The sequence below is a fragment of the Okeania sp. genome, from assembly GCF_983059655.1.
In genome coordinates, this window is sequence record NZ_CEZPJD010000011.1 from 1 (window position 1) to 17295 (window position 17295).

General features: G+C 38.8%; 11 protein-coding genes and 2 pseudogenes. 7 read left to right on the forward strand and 6 right to left on the reverse strand.

All coding sequences use genetic code 11. The annotated features are described in order from the left end of the window. Positions 1-480 precede the first annotated feature (480 nt). From AC3DU7_RS01615 to AC3DU7_RS01625, 3 genes are all read left to right on the forward strand, one after another. Positions 481-846 carry a hypothetical protein gene (locus tag AC3DU7_RS01615; protein WP_488037624.1) on the forward strand — a complete coding sequence of 122 codons (366 nt, stop codon included), beginning with the start codon at positions 481-483 and terminating at the stop codon, positions 844-846. 180 nt (positions 847-1026) lie between these two features. After that, positions 1027-2856, forward strand: a complete 1830-nt coding sequence (locus AC3DU7_RS01620; RefSeq protein WP_488037625.1) for a dynamin family protein — start codon at positions 1027-1029, stop codon at positions 2854-2856. Between the two features lie 70 nt (positions 2857-2926). Continuing rightward, positions 2927-6691: a dynamin family protein gene (locus AC3DU7_RS01625; RefSeq protein ID WP_488037626.1), complete on the forward strand. Its 3765-nt coding sequence runs from the start codon at positions 2927-2929 to the stop codon at positions 6689-6691. A 146-nt stretch (positions 6692-6837) separates the two neighbouring features. Here AC3DU7_RS01625 and AC3DU7_RS01630 read toward each other — a convergent pair whose 3' ends face one another. Continuing rightward, positions 6838-8169 (reverse strand): MFS transporter, encoded by a 1332-nt coding sequence (locus AC3DU7_RS01630; RefSeq protein WP_488037627.1) that lies wholly within the window; start codon positions 8167-8169, stop codon positions 6838-6840. Between the two features lie 211 nt (positions 8170-8380). On the opposite strand from AC3DU7_RS01630, the gene AC3DU7_RS01635 reads away from it, so the two are divergent. Beyond that, on the forward strand, positions 8381-9529 hold the full coding sequence (locus tag AC3DU7_RS01635; protein ID WP_488037628.1) for a hypothetical protein: 1149 nt from the start codon (positions 8381-8383) through the stop codon (positions 9527-9529). Between the two features lie 10 nt (positions 9530-9539). On the opposite strand, the gene AC3DU7_RS01640 is transcribed toward AC3DU7_RS01635, so the two are convergent. Together AC3DU7_RS01640 and AC3DU7_RS01645 are read right to left on the reverse strand one after the other, a co-directional pair. Further along, positions 9540-9701, reverse strand: coding sequence for a hypothetical protein (locus AC3DU7_RS01640; protein WP_488037629.1), 162 nt, complete (start codon positions 9699-9701; stop codon positions 9540-9542). An 84-nt stretch (positions 9702-9785) separates the two neighbouring features. Next, a pseudogene (locus tag AC3DU7_RS01645) lies at positions 9786-10259 on the reverse strand (cytochrome P450); the annotation flags it as partial. A gap of 173 nt (positions 10260-10432) precedes the next feature. Here AC3DU7_RS01645 and AC3DU7_RS01650 point away from each other — a divergent pair. Beyond that, positions 10433-11779 (forward strand): protein kinase domain-containing protein, encoded by a 1347-nt coding sequence (locus AC3DU7_RS01650; protein WP_488037630.1) that lies wholly within the window; start codon positions 10433-10435, stop codon positions 11777-11779. A gap of 471 nt (positions 11780-12250) precedes the next feature. Here AC3DU7_RS01650 and AC3DU7_RS01655 read toward each other — a convergent pair whose 3' ends face one another. The 3 genes and pseudogenes from AC3DU7_RS01655 to AC3DU7_RS01665 form a co-directional block, all read right to left on the reverse strand. Beyond that, positions 12251-13327, reverse strand: coding sequence for a DUF3474 domain-containing protein (locus AC3DU7_RS01655; protein WP_488037631.1), 1077 nt, complete (start codon positions 13325-13327; stop codon positions 12251-12253). Positions 13328-13740: 413 nt separating this feature from the next. After that, positions 13741-15258, reverse strand: a pseudogene (gene ilvA, locus AC3DU7_RS01660) (threonine ammonia-lyase, biosynthetic); the annotation flags it as partial. 339 nt (positions 15259-15597) lie between these two features. Next, complete coding sequence (locus AC3DU7_RS01665) at positions 15598-15837, reverse strand: hypothetical protein (protein WP_488037632.1); 240 nt, start codon at positions 15835-15837, stop codon at positions 15598-15600. Positions 15838-15996: 159 nt separating this feature from the next. On the opposite strand from AC3DU7_RS01665, the gene AC3DU7_RS01670 reads away from it, so the two are divergent. Together AC3DU7_RS01670 and AC3DU7_RS01675 are read left to right on the forward strand one after the other, a co-directional pair. Further along, a complete protein-coding gene (locus tag AC3DU7_RS01670) occupies positions 15997-16323 on the forward strand; it encodes a hypothetical protein (RefSeq protein ID WP_488037633.1) in 327 nt (108 codons plus the stop codon). After that, the gene (locus tag AC3DU7_RS01675) at positions 16244-17200 is read left to right on the forward strand and encodes an RNA-guided endonuclease InsQ/TnpB family protein (RefSeq protein ID WP_488037634.1); all 957 of its coding nucleotides are present in this window, start codon (positions 16244-16246) and stop codon (positions 17198-17200) included. The genes AC3DU7_RS01670 and AC3DU7_RS01675 overlap by 80 nt, the downstream gene beginning before the upstream one ends. Positions 17201-17295 lie beyond the last annotated feature (95 nt).

Sequence of the window (17295 nt, forward strand, 5' to 3'; positions counted from 1 at the left end):
AGAAAAGGTAGGGTATTCTTTATTGAGAACTTTGATAACTACTGGTTGTTTATTTTTGGTAGTCAGTCCGCGATAAACAGTAGTTCTTGTTCCTGTATAAATTTGTTGATTTATTTGATAATTAGGTAGTTTAATCATGGAAAAATTAATAAATTTATTGTTCTATAGGAACTATAGAAGTTATAACAACCAACACCTTTTTACTTCTTATTTAATCTATACTAACGCAGGCATTATTAAACTATCAAATTTAGCAAATTTTATATTATAACTTATGAAAAAGTCTAATGTCACCCTTGTTGCTAAATCTTGTCGAAAATCGACAAATTTTCAAAATATTTTTGTCAACATCTGCTGAAAATTTTGTTATATATAGGTTTGAGATTATTATTGATTTTTGTTAAGCAAGTGTCGATAATCGACAACAGGATTTATTGGGTATGGAATAATTGGTGATATAACTTATTAACGGAAATTGATATGGAAGGTCTTTTTTTTAAAGAGGAAGTATCCTCCTTAGTTTCAGGAGATGGCTATTTTGGGATAAGCGATGTTAGTGGCGATATAGCTGTCGCTAGGCTCCGCCAACGCTTATTACCTAGTGATGATTCTAACAGTAATTTCTATTCAAATCTTCTAGATACTTTGGCGGATAATGCTTTGCCAATAGTCCAAGATTTGCTGCAAAATTTCTCCAGTCAAGCTGATTTTAAAGAGCAAATGAAGTTGGCTTTTGGAGATAGTTATGATGTTAGTAAGGCTGAGATTTTAGTTGGTGCTTGGCAAGATGAAAGTTTAGGGTTTTTGCCAGAGATAAAAATTGTTTCTGAGCGTTCTAATTTTTAGAACTGCAACAAGACTTTCCTTATGAGTTGGCCTTAAACCATTGGCTAATGGTTGTAGTCCTTGAGTTAGTCCAAACGACTGTATGCCATCGCTACCTACTCGGTCTGTCCAAACCTCGTTGTAGTGTTAGAATAAACTGATTGACAGATGTTTAACAGTCATGTAAAGGTATAATTTGGTATGGAATTCCCAGACTTTCGCGCAAAGCTTTCCCTTCTTTGGCAGGACTTTTCTGAGCTGGCGATGCCCCTTCTTAGGGAGAGGATCGAAGCAGCGCGCAAGCGCTTAGAGTCAGAGCGACTAAAGATCCTAGTTGTTGGCGAATTTTCCAGGGGGAAGTCAACTTTTATTAATGCTTTGATAGGTGAGCCCGTACTTCCGTCAAAAGTTAATCCCACAACTGCTACTATTAATATTTTATCAAAAGGAAAATCTCGACTTTGTACTATTGAATATCAAGATGGTAGAGAAGTAAACTTAGATTTGCCAGATAGTCGCGTCAATCGCTTTCTTGACGAATTTGTAACTACTGCCAATAATGAAGCAAGGAACATTCGTTTGGTCAAACTTTTTTTGCCTGGACGCTTGGAAAGGATCGAAGCTGATATTGTTGATACTCCTGGGGTTAATGACCTTGACCAAATGCGTGAAGAAATTACTTTCCGTTATCTGAGAGAAGCTGATGCAGTAGTTCTTCTTCTTGATGCACACCAACCCCTGAGTCAATCAGAGCGAATTTTCCTTAAAGAAAAAGTTCTAGGGAATGATATTAATAGGATTGTCTATGTCATTAACAAAATTGATGAGGTACTTTTGAGTGGAACAGATGAGGATATCCCGAAAATAGTTGATTATGTAAAGCAAAGACTGGAGCAACTTCTAGGAATTACTAACCCTATGATTTATGCTCTTTCTGCGAAAAATGCACTAAGAGCTCGCTTTAAAAACGAACCCGATCCCTCTCCCACGTCTTTTTTAGACTTTGAGAGTGAACTTGTTCACTTTGCTGGAGAACAAGCCACATCAGGACGCTTGCACACCCACTTAGAAAGGTTTGCTAAAATCTTTACAGATCAGCAGCTAATCTTAGGTCAGCAAATGCAAGCACTGCAGACCGAGATATCTGAGATTGAAGGGCATCTACAGAAAGTTAGTCAGCAACGACAAGTAGTCGTAGTCCAACTTCAACAGCTTGAGGATAGGATGAAGTCAATTCAAGAGGCTATGGCTGAGAGTATAAAAAACTACAGTCACCAGCAACTGCAAAAAATGAGGAATAGTTTAGACACAGAGTTAAGTAACTGTGCTAATGAAGAACACTTAGAAGAGTTCCGTTCTAGTTTATCCCGTCACTTGCGCGACTTACAGTTAAGCATCGAAAAAAGTGCATACGAGGAAAAAAAGCGATGGGAGAAGAGACTAGGGGAGAAGTTCAAAGACTTGCTTGCCCCCGAATCCTCAGTGACAGCTATCCGAACAGTTAGTCAGATAACTTTGAGTGTATCTAATGCAGAGCTAGGGCAGGCTGCTTACATCCCGATAGAAGAAATCTCAATTGGAGGGGGCGATCTAGTTTCGGGGACGATCGCTGGTCTTATTACTTCTTTCTTACTTGGACCATTTGTAGGGGTGGGAGCTGCTATTGTGACAGTCTTAGCCTCTGTTACAGGTAGACAGGAGCAAAGGAACGCAGAAATACTGCGTCAAGCCCGGGAGGAGATGAAAGTCAAACTGGAACAAAATTTCAGTTTTCTTGCTCAAAGGGTTTCTGAAATGGGAGAGAAGATTGCAAAGAATCACTCAGAATCTCTGGTGCAACATTATCGCGAGCGCGCAGAAAGCCATCTTAGTTCCTTTGATGCAGTTGCTAACGCTGCAAAAGAGACTCAGGGCTACTCTAAGCTTGAAAAAGAGAGGGCACTTGAGGAGCTAAACAGGCAGATCGAATCGTTGTACAAAGTGAAACAACGATGGGAATCAATAAAAAACGAGTGCTTTCCGCCAGATTAGCCATCAACCTAGGCCAGTTCTGGTGCTGCCAAAAAGTTAAAGTTAAAACATCGCAAAGGAGTGACTTCAAATGAGTGCAAGAGACTTAGCTAAACTAGCAGCGAGAATAAAGAAAAAGTTACTAGCAAGATTCCCTTTAGTAGAAAACGAGAGAATCCTCAAGGAGTGCATTGGTTTTTTCGTAACCGATGCTAAAATGAAGACTTTAAACGGGCTTTTAACTAAGCATAAAGCTTTAATCAATGGTTTTCCTCATAAAAAGGTTAACAATATTTCTCAAGATATTTCCACATATCTAAACGAACATATTGGATTTGAATACATATCAATCAGCTTTTACAGTTACTTGTTGGCCCAAATAGAGGCAAAAAAAATTATCAGTAAGTTTCAAGTTTTAAAATACTTAACTACTAAACCTTTAACTAAGAGTCAATTACTTCGAGAGCGCACGAAAACCTCATCAGACAAAGTATTGATCATCTGTTCTCAAGAAAGGGTGGGTGTATATCGGTGCGGTAGGTTGCCAGTTAAATTTGCTTTGACTATTACGGGAATATTGTTAGGCGCTGTAGTAGGAATAATTCTTGCCACTGGATCAGTTATAGCTTTTATAATTGGAGGGGCAATAGGCGGTTTTTTTTCTTACCAGATTGCAGAAAGCAGCGTTCAAGAGCGCTTTTTTGTGCCCATAGATGAAATCACCAATATGGCTTTTGAAGGCGATGTCCTCAGTCTTTATTTTAATGATTCAAAGTCTATCTGTATTTATGCAAGGAGCGACTCCGAAGAATCTAGGGTGCTTTTTGAGTTACTCTCACTGCTAAGAACGTGCAAGTTCACGGGCAAAGCTCGTCCCGATATGGAAAAGGGGTACGATTTCCTTGAAAGAAAAAACATAGACCAAGCTTTAAGTTGCTTTTCTAAAGCTTTACATATTGAACAGTTCCATCCTGGCCCTAACCTAATGCGTTACTTAACACTTGTTCATATAGGCAAGGGTGAAGAGGCTGTGAAAGAGCTAATTGTAGCTTCTCAAAAAGTGTTCTACTTTGCCAAGTGCAGTGAAAGAATTACCTCGATCCCTGAAAGTATTCTCAACAATTATTTCCTACTATTTACTGATTTGTGGTCTGAGGGACGTTTTAGCACTGCTCAAATGTACTACTTAGCTGAATTGCTTGGCATCGAATCCCCCTTAGAAGAGCTAAATCGCTATCAACTAGCCTTTGCTGCGCTGTTAGCAAGTCGCTTAGAGGAGTGGGAACAAGCAGTCAATCTGCTTGAAGTAGCTATTCAAAGAGAGAAGTCACCAGTGCTAAAGGAAAAGCTATTCATCTTTGGCAGTAGAATACTATCTTCTGGCAAAGCAACCGAGTTTCCGAAGGTTACAAGGCTTTTGGAAAAGGCTAGCAAAATCGAGAAAGTTCTAGGTAAAAGTGAGAAACTTTCCACGAAACAGCAAGATTTAGGAGAGATTCAAGAAAGGTCTTACAAAAACTTTAGCTACTTTTACCTAGTTTTTGAATACTACCGCTACCAACTAGACAATCGTCGAAAAACGCAAATAGCATGGAATTCGTTAAGAGCTGATCGCTTAAATAAAGCTCAACAGGCAATTGGAGCAAAGCCCTACTTTTTCTACGAGCAGGTTTCTGGAGGCTACCTAGCGAAGGAACCAGCAGTGTGGCTCTCAGCCCTAACTGCTACAGAACTGCTACTAAAGTCAGGGGACAAAGTTCAAGCACGGAGTCTGATCGAGTCGGCATACTATTTGATTTCCCCTACAATTGAAGATGCCATAAATCCTTATCTTTGTAATGCTTCAGCTCTTTTGGGGCTTTATTCTGCCGTTGCTGATAGCTATGGAGCGCAATGCCGTCTTTACCTGGAAGTTTTCCAGGATCTGGAGGACTTTGGTTGGGTAAACAAGCTTGTTACAGACTTGATGCCTGATATTTTTACTAGCTTAGGAAGTCCCCTAGAAAGCAAACAAGCCCTACTCGCTCAGTTCACTCATTGGTTAGAACAGAAAGTAAGTCACTCATCTTTAAAAAACTCGCCAGATGTGTCCAGAGCTATTGGTAAGTTTGAGGAAGTTAGAAGAATGAAAGAAGTCAGTGTAGTTGTGGGAGGAGAAACCAGTGCGGGCAAGTCTACTTTCATTAATGCGCTGCTGGGAGTGGAAGTGTTGCACACCTCACAGGAAGAAGCCACAGCAATTCCAACTCACATTGTCTATGGCTCGTCTTGGTCTGCAACTGTTCATCAAAAGGATGGTACTGTTGAAGTTTACTCTGAGGAAGGCTTTGGGGATTTAAAAAAGCTAGGAGAGTTTGTTCGTCAGCATAGTTATCTAGGTTCCCAGGACAGCAATTTGGCAACAAAGCTGGTTATTGAAGCGCCGATATCTAGTTTAGGTCAAGACGTTGAGCTAGTAGATACTCCAGGGTTAAATGCTTACCAAGAACGCACTGATAAGACTGAAGACATAATTGAATTTGCTCACGCCTGTATATTCGTCATTGATGCTCGCAATGCTCTTAAAGCAGGAGAAATGAGAAAGATTATCTGGGCTACAGAAGCTGTTGGCAAGACTATTTTTGTGGTTAACAAAGTAGATTTAATCGAAGTAGATGACGATCTTGACTGCGATGACAACGCTTTGGAAGAAGTTCTCAAAAGAGTAAAATATGAGCTTTGTCAAGCCTTAAACGTAGCAGAAGTCAACCTCTTTGCTGTTTCTTCTCTGCCAGGCAACCAAGTACACTTGAACGTGGAATGCGCGGATTCTATCAGTGATGTTCGCCAAAAGCTCCAAGAGTTACTTGACGGTTCTCGCGATAAACTGACTCTTTATGCAGCAACTAAAGTTGCTCACCTGTCAGCGAAAACAGCACTGAATCACGTTCTAAATGAGATCACAATCTACGAGAAAGAGTTTTCTAAACTTTCCAGTGGAATGCCTGAAGAACCAAAGACTTTCCAAGAATACATACACCCCCGCATCCTAAAGGCATGGCCAACCGTGAGAGACCAATATAAAAATCATATCAACGACTATTTGAAATCTTCTTCAGAGAAGCTTAAAGTCAAGATAAGGAAAGGCGTAGATAACTCTAAAAATGATAACGAAACGTTAAAAAGGTTTATTCGCTCGGGAATAATGGAAATAGTTAATGACTTTATTTCTGAGATAGAATCCAAGAGAAATCAGGAGTGGGAACTTGCTGGTTCTCTACTATTGCAACACTCGGCAGACTTTTTTAGAGTGCTGTACCGAGACATTGAGTTTGAAAACCAGCTTGATCCTGATAGGCTGCTGCATTTGTCAAGTCCCCTTCCCCTAGTCAACAGAATGGGAACGCTAATAAGCACCACAGAAAAAAAGTTGCAGGAAGCAAATCAGGAAACTCTTGGGGTGGCGGCAACAGGTGCCACTGTAGGCTTTTTAATTGGAGGACCTGTAGGGGGAGTGATTGGGGGTGTTATAGGTTCACTCTCAGCAGAGGGAATAACGAGTGGGAAAATCAAGGAAATTAAAGCCCAAATGGAAGCAGAAGTTGAAGACATCCTTTGCAACGTGCTCTTTTTCATTCAAAGTGACTGGAAGTCCTCCAATACCCAGGAACTACCACCTCTATTGCAAGCCATTTTTAACAATGTTGAGGAGGAAAGGGAGCGCTTTGAGTCTCTTGTAAAAGAGCGAATAAAATTTGTAAAAGCTAGCCTAGCAAGAGCGAAGCAAGCAGCACAAGAAGAGCGTCGGTTAGCTGTTGAATCTTCGGAGTGGGCAAGCAAGTTCGGTGCTTTTTATGGCCAGGGCAAACGTATCTAATTTATAAAATGATCTACTTTTGGTTCAAAAAACGGAAGTGAGGTCTGAAAGAACAGGGAATAGGGAACAGAGAAATGTCCTAACGTATTTGCGTAGCGCTATAATCATAAAAACGCTGTAAACTACATTAGCTAAAAATTCCCAAATCACTCTGAACCCACCATAGAATCACGTTCCGCTAGTAGACGACGTAACTCCTGTTGTTTAGCGCTATCAAGAGGAAAATTCCAGATAGCGATCGCTGCTAAAAGACTAATTGGGATAGGAACACAAATAAATATATATTTAAGCGCCTCAATTGCTGCGGGAGTATTTGTACCTCCAGGAACAAAACCAATCAAATCTAGAATAGGATAAACCATTCCAACTCCTAAAGCAGAGCCAATTTTGTTAGTCATTGTCAACAAAGAATAGTAGAGACCTGTACGTTGTGTACCTGATTCTAAGTTATCATGGTCTGTAACATCTGCCATAATCGAGCGTAACAAAAATGCTCCCGCACCAGATTCGATGCCAAAAAGAATATTAACTAAACCATACAGCCATAAATTCCCTGGTTGAACTAGCAATAAAGTAGTGAGAATTATACAACCATAAATTTTAGCAACACCAAAAGTTCGATGCTTCTCCAAGCTATAACTAATACGCATCCAGAAAGGAATGCCACAAAAACTAGCAATGAAATAGAGTAAAAGCATCAGACTAGACCATTGACCTAGATCCATGGCATAAGTAACAAAAAAAATGTAGATTGAACCAATAATTCCAGGAGCAAGACCAGTCATAACATTTGCCAGTAAAACTCGCATTAGTAGCTTGTTTTTTAACAGTAGAGAAGTTGACTTGAGCAAACCAAGTTGAGGCGGTGGCGTTACAGGTCTTTCTTTAACATTACAAACAGCGATCGCTACAGTAATAGGCAGTAGTACAATAGTAAACCAACCCATAGCAGCAACTTTATTCCCCGCATCAATACTCCCAGTCTGCTCAAGAATAGTTGGAAGTATCAAAACAGCTAGCATACCAAAGACTAGAGCAAATTCTCGCCAACCTTGAATTCGCGCTCGCTCATAATAATCAGACGATAATTCTGCACCCCAAGACATATGAGAGATACTCAACAGAGTCCAACCCACATAGAGTAGCAACATCCAACATAGAAGATAATTTCCCGCGATCGGCCCTTGAGGCATAAACACTTTGTAAACACAAATCATTAAAATGGGAACAGATAATATAATCCAATGACGGCGGCGTCCAAGGGGAGTTGTCACTTGATCGCTGAGGATACCAAGAACTGGATCTGTAAAAACGTCCCAGAAACGGGTAATCATAAAAATTGTGCCCACCAGAGAAAGGCCAAGTCCCATTTCTTCTGCATAAAAAGGGGGGAGGTAGACCAAAAGAGGAAGACCAAGAGCGGAAAGGGGTATTGCGGGAGAGACAAAGGCTGCGATAGTTTTTTTGGTCTGATTCATCTTTTTGTATTATTTATGGTCTTGGAGCCAGTATGGAATTATATTTCATTTAATTTTAGTCAGATGAATCAGAAACTACATTAGTTCTATATTTACTTAAGATTAGAGAATTTTTTGGGCAATACCGAGGCGATCGCGATTTGTGATTTTAAAGGTGTTAAATTAGCTTTATTAAGCTAGCGAAAATTTGATGTTATAAGGAAACAGTTTAATGAGCATAAAGTATATTTTTTGTATTAATTCTGGACGTAGTGGTTCGGACTATTTGACCGAATTATTATCTCACGCAGAAAACACTATTAGTATTCATGAAGGAGTACCCATTATGAATGGTTACCCAATGCAACAATTTAATCATGGGGACGATCGCGAGTTACAGAAATTAATGTCCTTGAAAATGAAGGAAATTTACAAAAAGAATAAGAATGGTCGTAAAATTTACTGTGAGACAAACCATTCGTTTATCAAAGGTTGGGGATATTTACTTCCAGATAAGTATATATCTCAGGAGGAAATAGGAGTTATTATTTTGCGAAGAGATGTTGATCGGACTGCTTACAGTTTACTCCGCGTTCGTGATGTTCCAGGTAATTCAGAGTGGACAAAAACTTGGCTGCTAACTCCTCATGCTGAACGTAATCTCAGTAAGCCTTTTGAGAATTCAAGTTTTTACGATCTTTGTAAGTGGTATGTAGAAGAGACTTATCTTCGTGCCGAAGAATATAAAAAGATGTTTCCCCGAATTACATATGTAGAATGTGATTTGGAACAGCTAAATAAATACGATTTTGTTTTAGAGATGTTCTCATCTTTTGGTCTTGTTCCTATGTCTACACTACAAAATTTAGTTGGAAGAGTCGTCAATGCAAGAAATGAGTGGCCAAGATTACCCTTAGAGGAATTACTGGTAGATTCAAAATATCCCAGTGCAGATGGTTTAGAAAACAAAGAAAGGAACACCTTAATTTCTCAGATGGTGAACTATATGCAAGAAAAAAAAGCCGATAAAATTTCTCAAATAGAACCGGACGATGCAATGGGTGGAAGCTTTGTCAATGGAATAACCAGAATTGTAGCTAATTCAGAGCAAGAATTAGAGGAAGTATTTAAATATTCATTAATGTTTACTGAAACTGAGAGAATTTTAATTTGGGAGTTGCTTCGTACAATTAATCCCAAGGATATTATATTAATGTGTTGCCAACGTTCTTCAAATCCTACAATTCGTTACACTTATGACTTTAATAAAACTTTTAGTTTAGGAAGTATGGTACAAAAGCTCGGATTACTTCAGGTAATTCGGATGATAGCCAAAGGAATATGGAAAAAAGATTATACTCATCGTAAAACTGCTTCGTAAAGTTTTCCTATTATATTTTAATTCTAGTAATAGCTGGTGCATGAAAACTTTCTTGAGACGACATTTTTCTAATAATTTTTCCTTCTATTAACTCTACCTTTTTATCAGGCAATAAAATTCCTGCCTCTGCTATACGATGATACTCTTCTACAGTCCAAAAACGCAGAGGCAAAAAAGTGAAAAAAGTGAGTATTTTGTAGCTTTCTTTCTAAGATTAAATAAAAGACTAAAATGCCTATATTCTTGAAACTGCATTCTAAACAGTCTCTAGAACACGCTGTTTTTGAGTTCTTTTTCCCTTAACTACCATCCGTACTCCATCTGCTGGAGCCATCAACAAACTACGACGCACTGCTTTCACAGGCTTTTGATCTGCTAATGCTAACTCCCAACTAGATAGTATGGTTGCTAATACCAATTTCATCTCAAACAAGGCAAAAGCTTGACCAATACAGGGACGGTTGCCTCCACCAAAAGGCAAATATTCATAAGGAGAAAACTGACGTTCTAGAAAGCGCTCTGGTTTAAACTGCTTAGGTTGAGGATATAAATCTTCCCGATGATGAGTTAAATAAATACAGGGACTCAGAAAAGTTCCTGGTTGAAACTGATAACCCATAATTTCTAGGGGTGACTTCACCTGTCGTTGAAATGCCAATATCGCTACTGGATAAATTCGCAGAGTTTCTTTACATACAGCATCCAAATAGGGCAATTTTAAAATTTCCATCCTGTATAATTTTGATATTCTCTTACTGTATAATAAAGATAATTATACTTAAATATTATCAAAATCACGGTAGAGATACTTCACAATTTATCATCAGATAAAAACGTCAAAATAAAATTTACTAGATAATTGATAGAAATCATTGAACAAATCTCAAAAATTTTAACTCCCTCATGTCTGCCAAAGTCAAACTTACTATTGTCCAAGGAAGCACGATCGGCAAAGAATATATCTTTGAAGAACGAACTACCTGTATTATCGGTCGTCATCGAGACTGTAAACCCAGACTACCTAGTGATGAACAACATCGTACAATTTCTCGTTATCATTGTCTACTTGACATTAATCCTCCAGATATACGAGTGCGTGATTTTGCCAGTAAAAATGGTACTTATGTTAATGGTAAAAAAATTGGGCAACGTCAATCTCAGCATCTGCCTGAAACAACAACAAAAAATAATTTCCCTGAATATGAATTAAAATCAGGGGACCAAATTAAATTAGGAAATACTATTTTTCAGGTTAGTCTTGAAGAAGAAACAGAGATGCCTCCAGAAATGCTTGAACAACCAAAAACTTGGCAAGTAAAAACAGTTGAACTATCAACTTTACCACCAAGCTTAGGAGATTCTACTCTCACTACAATTCCTGGTTATACGGCACTTAATTTATTAGGAAAAGGCGGCTGTGGAGAAGTTTATTTAGCTAGAGATAATCATACTCAAGAATTAATAGCTTTAAAAACAATGTTGCCAGAAATCACAAATAATCCTAATGCCATCAACCGTTTTTTGAGAGAAATAGAAAATACTAAAGCTTTAAATCATCCCAATGTTGTTCAATTGAAAGATTATCATTATAGCGATCGCCTATTTTTTTTTACTTTAGAATATTGTAATGGTGGTAGTATTTGGAACTTGATGCAGAGTCATGGTTATCAGTTATCTATTGATGTGGCAGTGCCAATTATCTTACAGGCTTTAGATGGTTTAGAATATGCCCATAATGCAGAAATTCCTTATGTAAAAAAGGCAGATGGTAGTTTGAGTACAGGCCGAGGTTTAGTTCACCGGGATATTAAACCAGCTAATATTTTTCTGAGTAATATAGATAATTCAAAAGTAGTAAAAATAGCAGATTATGGGTTAGCAAAAGCTTTTGATTTAGCAGGTTTAAGTGGGCAAACAATTACAGGAAATAAAGGTGGTACTTTTCCATTTATGCCAAGACAACAAATGATTGATTTTAAATATGTAAAACCGGAAGTAGATGTTTGGGCAATGGCAGCAACTTTATACAATATGTTAACTGGTGTATATCCTCGTGATTTTGTTGGTAAAGACCCTATTTTAACTGTATTGCAAACTAAATCTGTACCAATTAGACAAAGAAATCCTTCTATTCCTCAATCTTTAGCAGACGTAATTGATTTAGCATTAATTGATGAACCAGAAATTTATTTTAAAACAGCTCAAGAATTTAAACAGGCATTATTAGCTAGCGATCGGCATTTTCTGTAACGGAATAATCTGCAAACAGCACTCAGCTTTCAGCACGCTAAAAGTATTAACTAGCGATCGGTATGTGGGTTACAAGCAAAACTTTGTAGGGACGTTCCATGGAACGTCCCTACTGTGTTATATCATGTCCGGATAATCAGTTATAAAAAACCTTCTCCCTTTGAACTTTTCTTTTCCCTTCTCTTCTCCCCCCTTTCAAAGCGGGGTAGAGGGTATCCTCCCTACCTTCTTTAGACATGACATTAACTTAATTAGGGCTTGCTGAATAAATATAAAAGCATTGACAGATGAATACTTTAGCCTTTTTAGGATCGAAAAAAGTGCAAGGTTTTTGGCTGCTGTAGCCTCAAAATGCGCTCCTTTTCCCCTAGCAATGCCGAAAATTTGGCCGTAGCAGATAGTCTAAACTGTTGCCTGTTGCCTGTTCCCTGTTGCCTACTATCGCCATCAGACTTTTTCAGCAAACCCTAATTATTCCGAACTTTTTTTCCAACCTGATTGATAATATACCTGAGAACCTGAATCTGGGACAAAATGACAAGCCAAATAAGAGTTAATAAAACTCTTCCATATAGGTTCGCTTGACTGGTGATAATATTCACCCAAAATAGGTTTTATTGCCTCCGTAGCTGTCTTTAAATGATAGTGTGGCATACTCAGAAAAATGTGATGAGCTACATGAGTACCAATATCGTGATGAATAGAATTGATAAAACCATAGTCGCGGTCAATGCTAGACAATGCACCTTTAAGGAAGTACCAGTCATCTCCACGATACCAGGGAATATCTGCTTCAGTATGGTGTAAGAAGGTGACTAAATCTAGCCAGATGACAAATATTACATAAGGAACTAGGTAATATTGTACTAAAAACACCCAACCAAACTGATAGGTGAGCCATCCTAGAAAGCCTACCATTAACATCCAGAGTGCCGAACTTGTTAAAACATCCCACTTTTCAGAAGGACGAAATAATGGACTATTGGGCAGAAAATGGGAGCCAACACGATTGGGCGATCGCCTAAACAAATACAGTGGATAAGCTAATAATGGCAGATAAAAGCGAAATAGCTTTTCATACCAAGGCATCATATTATACTTACTCTCAGAAACAGGATACCAACTTTCATCAGTATCAATATTTCCAGTATTGGCATGGTGGGTTCTATGACTAATGCGCCAACCATGGTAAGGCACAAGAATGGGAGTGTGAGACAAATGCCCAATTAGGTTATTAAACCATTTATATTTAGAGAAGGAGCCATGACCGCAGTCGTGTCCAACGACAAATAATGCCCAAAACATAGTTCCTTGCATTAACCAGAAGATGGGAAAAAAGAACCATGAATCTAGATGATAAGCGATTGCATACAGACCAGCAATAATGCCAATGTCAAGAAAGAAATAGCTCAGAGACTTCCACAGGGAAGGCTCAAAACAATGTGGAGGAATAGCTGCTTTCACTTCTTGAAGAGTAAAGGGTAACTCTATTTTTGAGGGAGTTAAGTTTGTATTAGTTGCTTGATTGATAACAGTGTTTGATTGCACTAAATTTTCAACTTTGTGTAATATGACTGATATTTCATCTTGAAGTAGCACTCAGCTATCAGCAATCAGCTATCAGCTTTTCAAGGTGTATAATGGGAGATTATTTCTCCTCATAAAAGGCGTACCACTAATTTTTCAAACATAGTGGGGGACTTAAACCCTTGAATTTTTAGCTTATAGCTGAAGTGCGCTCTAGCTGATAGCTAGTTCACAAGTCACATTTTGCAGATTTAGCTTCTATCAACTACCCCTAACTCTTCTGAAATTAACAGTAGAGAAATGGGGTATAGATTTATGGCACTTTCACTGCATTAGGACGAATCTCATCAGCTATAAAACAAAAGCTAGTGAGAGATGAAACGACCATTATTGTATATTATCTAGAGCTAATTTTTGACAAAAATTTTATATTTCTAGGCTAAAAATAGCTTGTAGGCTGGGTTATGGCTTTCATCCCAATAGCGATAACCGAAAGTATGGACAAAACTTTGCCATTCGGCCATTTCGTCAGGGGGGACCTGCATTCCGACCACAATACGTCCATAATCTGCCCCATTATTACGGTAGTGGAAAAGACTAATATTCCAGTTGGGACTCATGGAGGCGACAAATTTCATTAATGCCCCTGGCCGTTCGGGAAACTCGAAACGGTAAAGTAGTTCGTGGTGGGCTAGGGGGGAACGACCTCCAACCAGATGGCGCAGGTGTAGTTTTGTCAGTTCATCGTCGGTTAAGTCTAGGGTTTTCAAGCCTTGAGTTTCAAAAGTTTCTACTATTTTGGCCGCATCAGCACGGTTTTCTATTTGTACTCCGACGAAAATATGTGCTTCTTTTTCCTCCGCAATACGATAGTTAAACTCAGTAATATTACGTTTGCCCAGACAGTCACAAAATCTACGGAGACTACCTGGAGTTTCGGGAATAGTCACAGCAAATATGGCTTCGCGACGTTCCCCAAATTCTGCTCTTTCAGCCACAAAACGGAGGCGGTCAAAATTCATATTGGCACCACAGGCAACAGCGATCAGGGTTTCATCTTGAATTTTTTCTCGCTCGACATAAGCTTTTGCACCAGCGATCGCTAATGCGCCAGCAGGTTCGACAATGGAGCGAGTATCTTCAAATACATCTTTGATAGCCGCACAAGTATCATCTGTTTCGACGAGAATAATATCATCTACATATTGCTGACACAGACGAAGTGTTTCTTCTCCTACTTCTCGCACTGCCACACCATCGGCAAATAATCCCACTTGAGGTAAGCGGACTCGGTGTCCAGCTTTTAGAGACTGCGACATAGCATCAGCATCAGCAGGTTCAACGCCAATAATTTTGATTTCCGGGCGCAACCGTTTGACATAAGCAGCAATACCGGAAATTAAACCACCACCACCAATGGCAACAAAAATAGCGTGAATAGGTTTTTGATATTGGCGGAGAATTTCCATTCCTATTGTTCCTTGTCCGGCAATGACATAGGGGTCGTCAAAAGGGTGAATAAAAGTTAAACCTTTTTCTGCTTCCAGTTGATGGGCGTAACTACAAGCTTCGTCATAAGTTTCCCCATACAAAATAACTTCGCCTCCTCTAGCTTTGACGGCATTAACTTTTAGTTGAGGGGTAGTAACAGGCATAACTATAATGGCGCGAGTGCCAAGGCGACCAGCAGCTAGGGCGACTCCTTGAGCGTGGTTTCCGGCGGATGCTGCGATGACTCCCTGGGAGATAATTTCTGAGGGCAGTTGAGCCATTTTGTTGTAAGCTCCGCGTAATTTAAAGGAGAAGACTGACTGCATATCTTCTCGTTTCAGTAGGAGGTTGTTATGGAGGCGTTTTGAAAGGTTAGGAGCGGTTTCGAGTGGTGATTCTTGGGCTACATCGTAGACGCGGGCAGTGAGAATTTGTACTAGGTAGTCGCAATACATAGGTGTTCTTTGGTTAGTAAATGCTTGACTATCTTACCATTACCTAAGTAGATATCTCCAGAAGAGAGGGAACAGGGAACAGGGAACAGGGAACAGAAAGGCATAATTGATAATTTATGGATAAGAATAGATTTTATTTTTGATTTTTACCAGATGTTTATTAGGTAATAGATGTCTCCACTAAAAGAGGGAGTAGGCGGTAGAGACGTTAGGGTCAGCTATGCGTAAGCAAACTGACAGCAGTTTGCACATAACTATCGTTAACGCCCATTTTCCCCCACTCCTCTACTCCCCCACTCCCCCACTCCCCCACTCCCCTACTCAAGAAAGTGTAGAAAAATGATATTACTCTTTCGGTGCTGTCAAAACATCCCAAGCTGCTTGACCAGCTTTAACTAAGCGATCGCCAAAATCCTGAACTTCTTTTACCATAGTTTCCCAGTTAGTCTCAATATCTTTCTCTATTTTCTTGCCTGCTTCTTCTATTTTCTGGGGATCGATCAATCTAATCCTTTCGATAGTTTCTCTAGCTTGTTTGACTGCTTGAATATAACTATCACGGGTAAATTCTCCCGCAGCTTCCATTTCTGACTGAGCTAATCTTTTAATTGCCTCTACTAATTCTTGGGTTTCTTGGTTAGGGTGATTAACTGTTGAATAAAAATTGTAGAAAGTAGTTGCTATTTGTAGAAAAGTGTTTTAATATTAAACAGGTAACTAAAGCTTAGGAAATAATTCAGGTGAATGCGACTTGTTGACAGACATATTATTAACCGAACACATAACTTTTGGCAGGTGTGTGATGAGTTAGCCTTTAAGTCAAAAAACTTGTATAATTTGGCTAATTATTATTGTCGTCAGCATTTTTTCAAGTGTGGAAAAAGTCTAGATTTAACTAAACTGTACCACACCACTAAAGATAGCGATGCCTATAGATCGCTACCAACAAAAGTATCAAAACAAATAATAAAATGCCTAGTTGCAACTTGGCGTGGTTATTTTCAGGCTATCATTGAATGGTCGCGCACATCCGCAAAAGTTTTTAGGCAAACCAAAAATACCAAGGTATAAGGAGAAAACCAAAGGTCGAAATGTAGTAATATATTCAAAGGAATCAGTCTATAGAGCAAGTTTAAAAGATGGTATTTGTCACTTATCCATGAGTGAAATCAAAATACCTGTAGTTGTAGATACTGTAATTGAAGTGAGGATAGTACCTGCTACTGCCTGCTATATAATTGAAGTAGTGTATGAAAAAACAAATCAGCCACAAATACATTCAACATCTGTAGCCGGAATAGAAGGAATTGACAGATTAGTAGCTCTATCTACAAATAAGCCTGGAGTCAAACCACTGCTGATTAACGGGAAGCCACTAAAAAGCGTCAATCAATTATATAACAAGCGAAAAGCCAAGTACCAAAGTCATCTCAAAGGCAACAGAAAAAGCAGTCGTAAGATAGAAGCGTTAACCTATCACCGAAATCGTTTTGTGGAGAATTATCTGCATAACACCAGTAAATTAGTTGTCAATTATTTAGTGACTAATAATATTAGTACTGTAGTTATAGGAAAAAATGATAACTGGAAACAAGGAGCAAATATCGGCAAAAAAAACAACCAAAATTTCACCCAAATACCACATGATAAGTTAATTGAACAGATAACTTATAAGTGTCAACTAGCAGGGGTAAAAGTCATTGAAACCGAAGAAAGTTACACAAGTAAAACATCTGCTATTGACCTAGAGGAACCAATATTCCATGAAAACTATGTAGGTAAACGAGTCAAGCGTGGCTTATTCAGAAGTGGAACTGGTATAGTCATTAATGCCGATGTTAATGGCAGTCTTCAGATAATTAGAAAGAAATTCCCAGGGGCATTTACTGGTGAGGGAATAGTGAGCTGTGCCGTACAGCCTGTATTGGTTAATCCAATATCAAGATAAAAGCTGTAACGATTTTCTACAGTTTTTTTCGTACGGTTAGTACTTTCAGAAGTGGAAGTAATTTGATTTGAGTCTGTCTCAACTTCTACAATTGC

Excerpts from the sequence above, each read along its gene's own strand:
- AC3DU7_RS01665 (WP_488037632.1), bottom strand. The coding sequence starts at position 15,837 with ATGGAAGCTGCGGGAGAATTTACCCGTGATAGTTATATTCAAGCAGTC.
- AC3DU7_RS01615 (WP_488037624.1), top strand. The coding sequence starts at position 481 with ATGGAAGGTCTTTTTTTTAAAGAGGAAGTATCCTCCTTAGTTTCAGGA.
- AC3DU7_RS01670 (WP_488037633.1), top strand. The coding sequence starts at position 15,997 with ATGCGACTTGTTGACAGACATATTATTAACCGAACACATAACTTTTGG.
- AC3DU7_RS01650 (WP_488037630.1), top strand. The coding sequence starts at position 10,433 with ATGTCTGCCAAAGTCAAACTTACTATTGTCCAAGGAAGCACGATCGGC.
- AC3DU7_RS01630 (WP_488037627.1), bottom strand. The coding sequence starts at position 8,169 with ATGAATCAGACCAAAAAAACTATCGCAGCCTTTGTCTCTCCCGCAATA.
- AC3DU7_RS01620 (WP_488037625.1), top strand. The coding sequence starts at position 1,027 with ATGGAATTCCCAGACTTTCGCGCAAAGCTTTCCCTTCTTTGGCAGGAC.
- AC3DU7_RS01625 (WP_488037626.1), top strand. The coding sequence starts at position 2,927 with ATGAGTGCAAGAGACTTAGCTAAACTAGCAGCGAGAATAAAGAAAAAG.
- AC3DU7_RS01635 (WP_488037628.1), top strand. The coding sequence starts at position 8,381 with ATGAGCATAAAGTATATTTTTTGTATTAATTCTGGACGTAGTGGTTCG.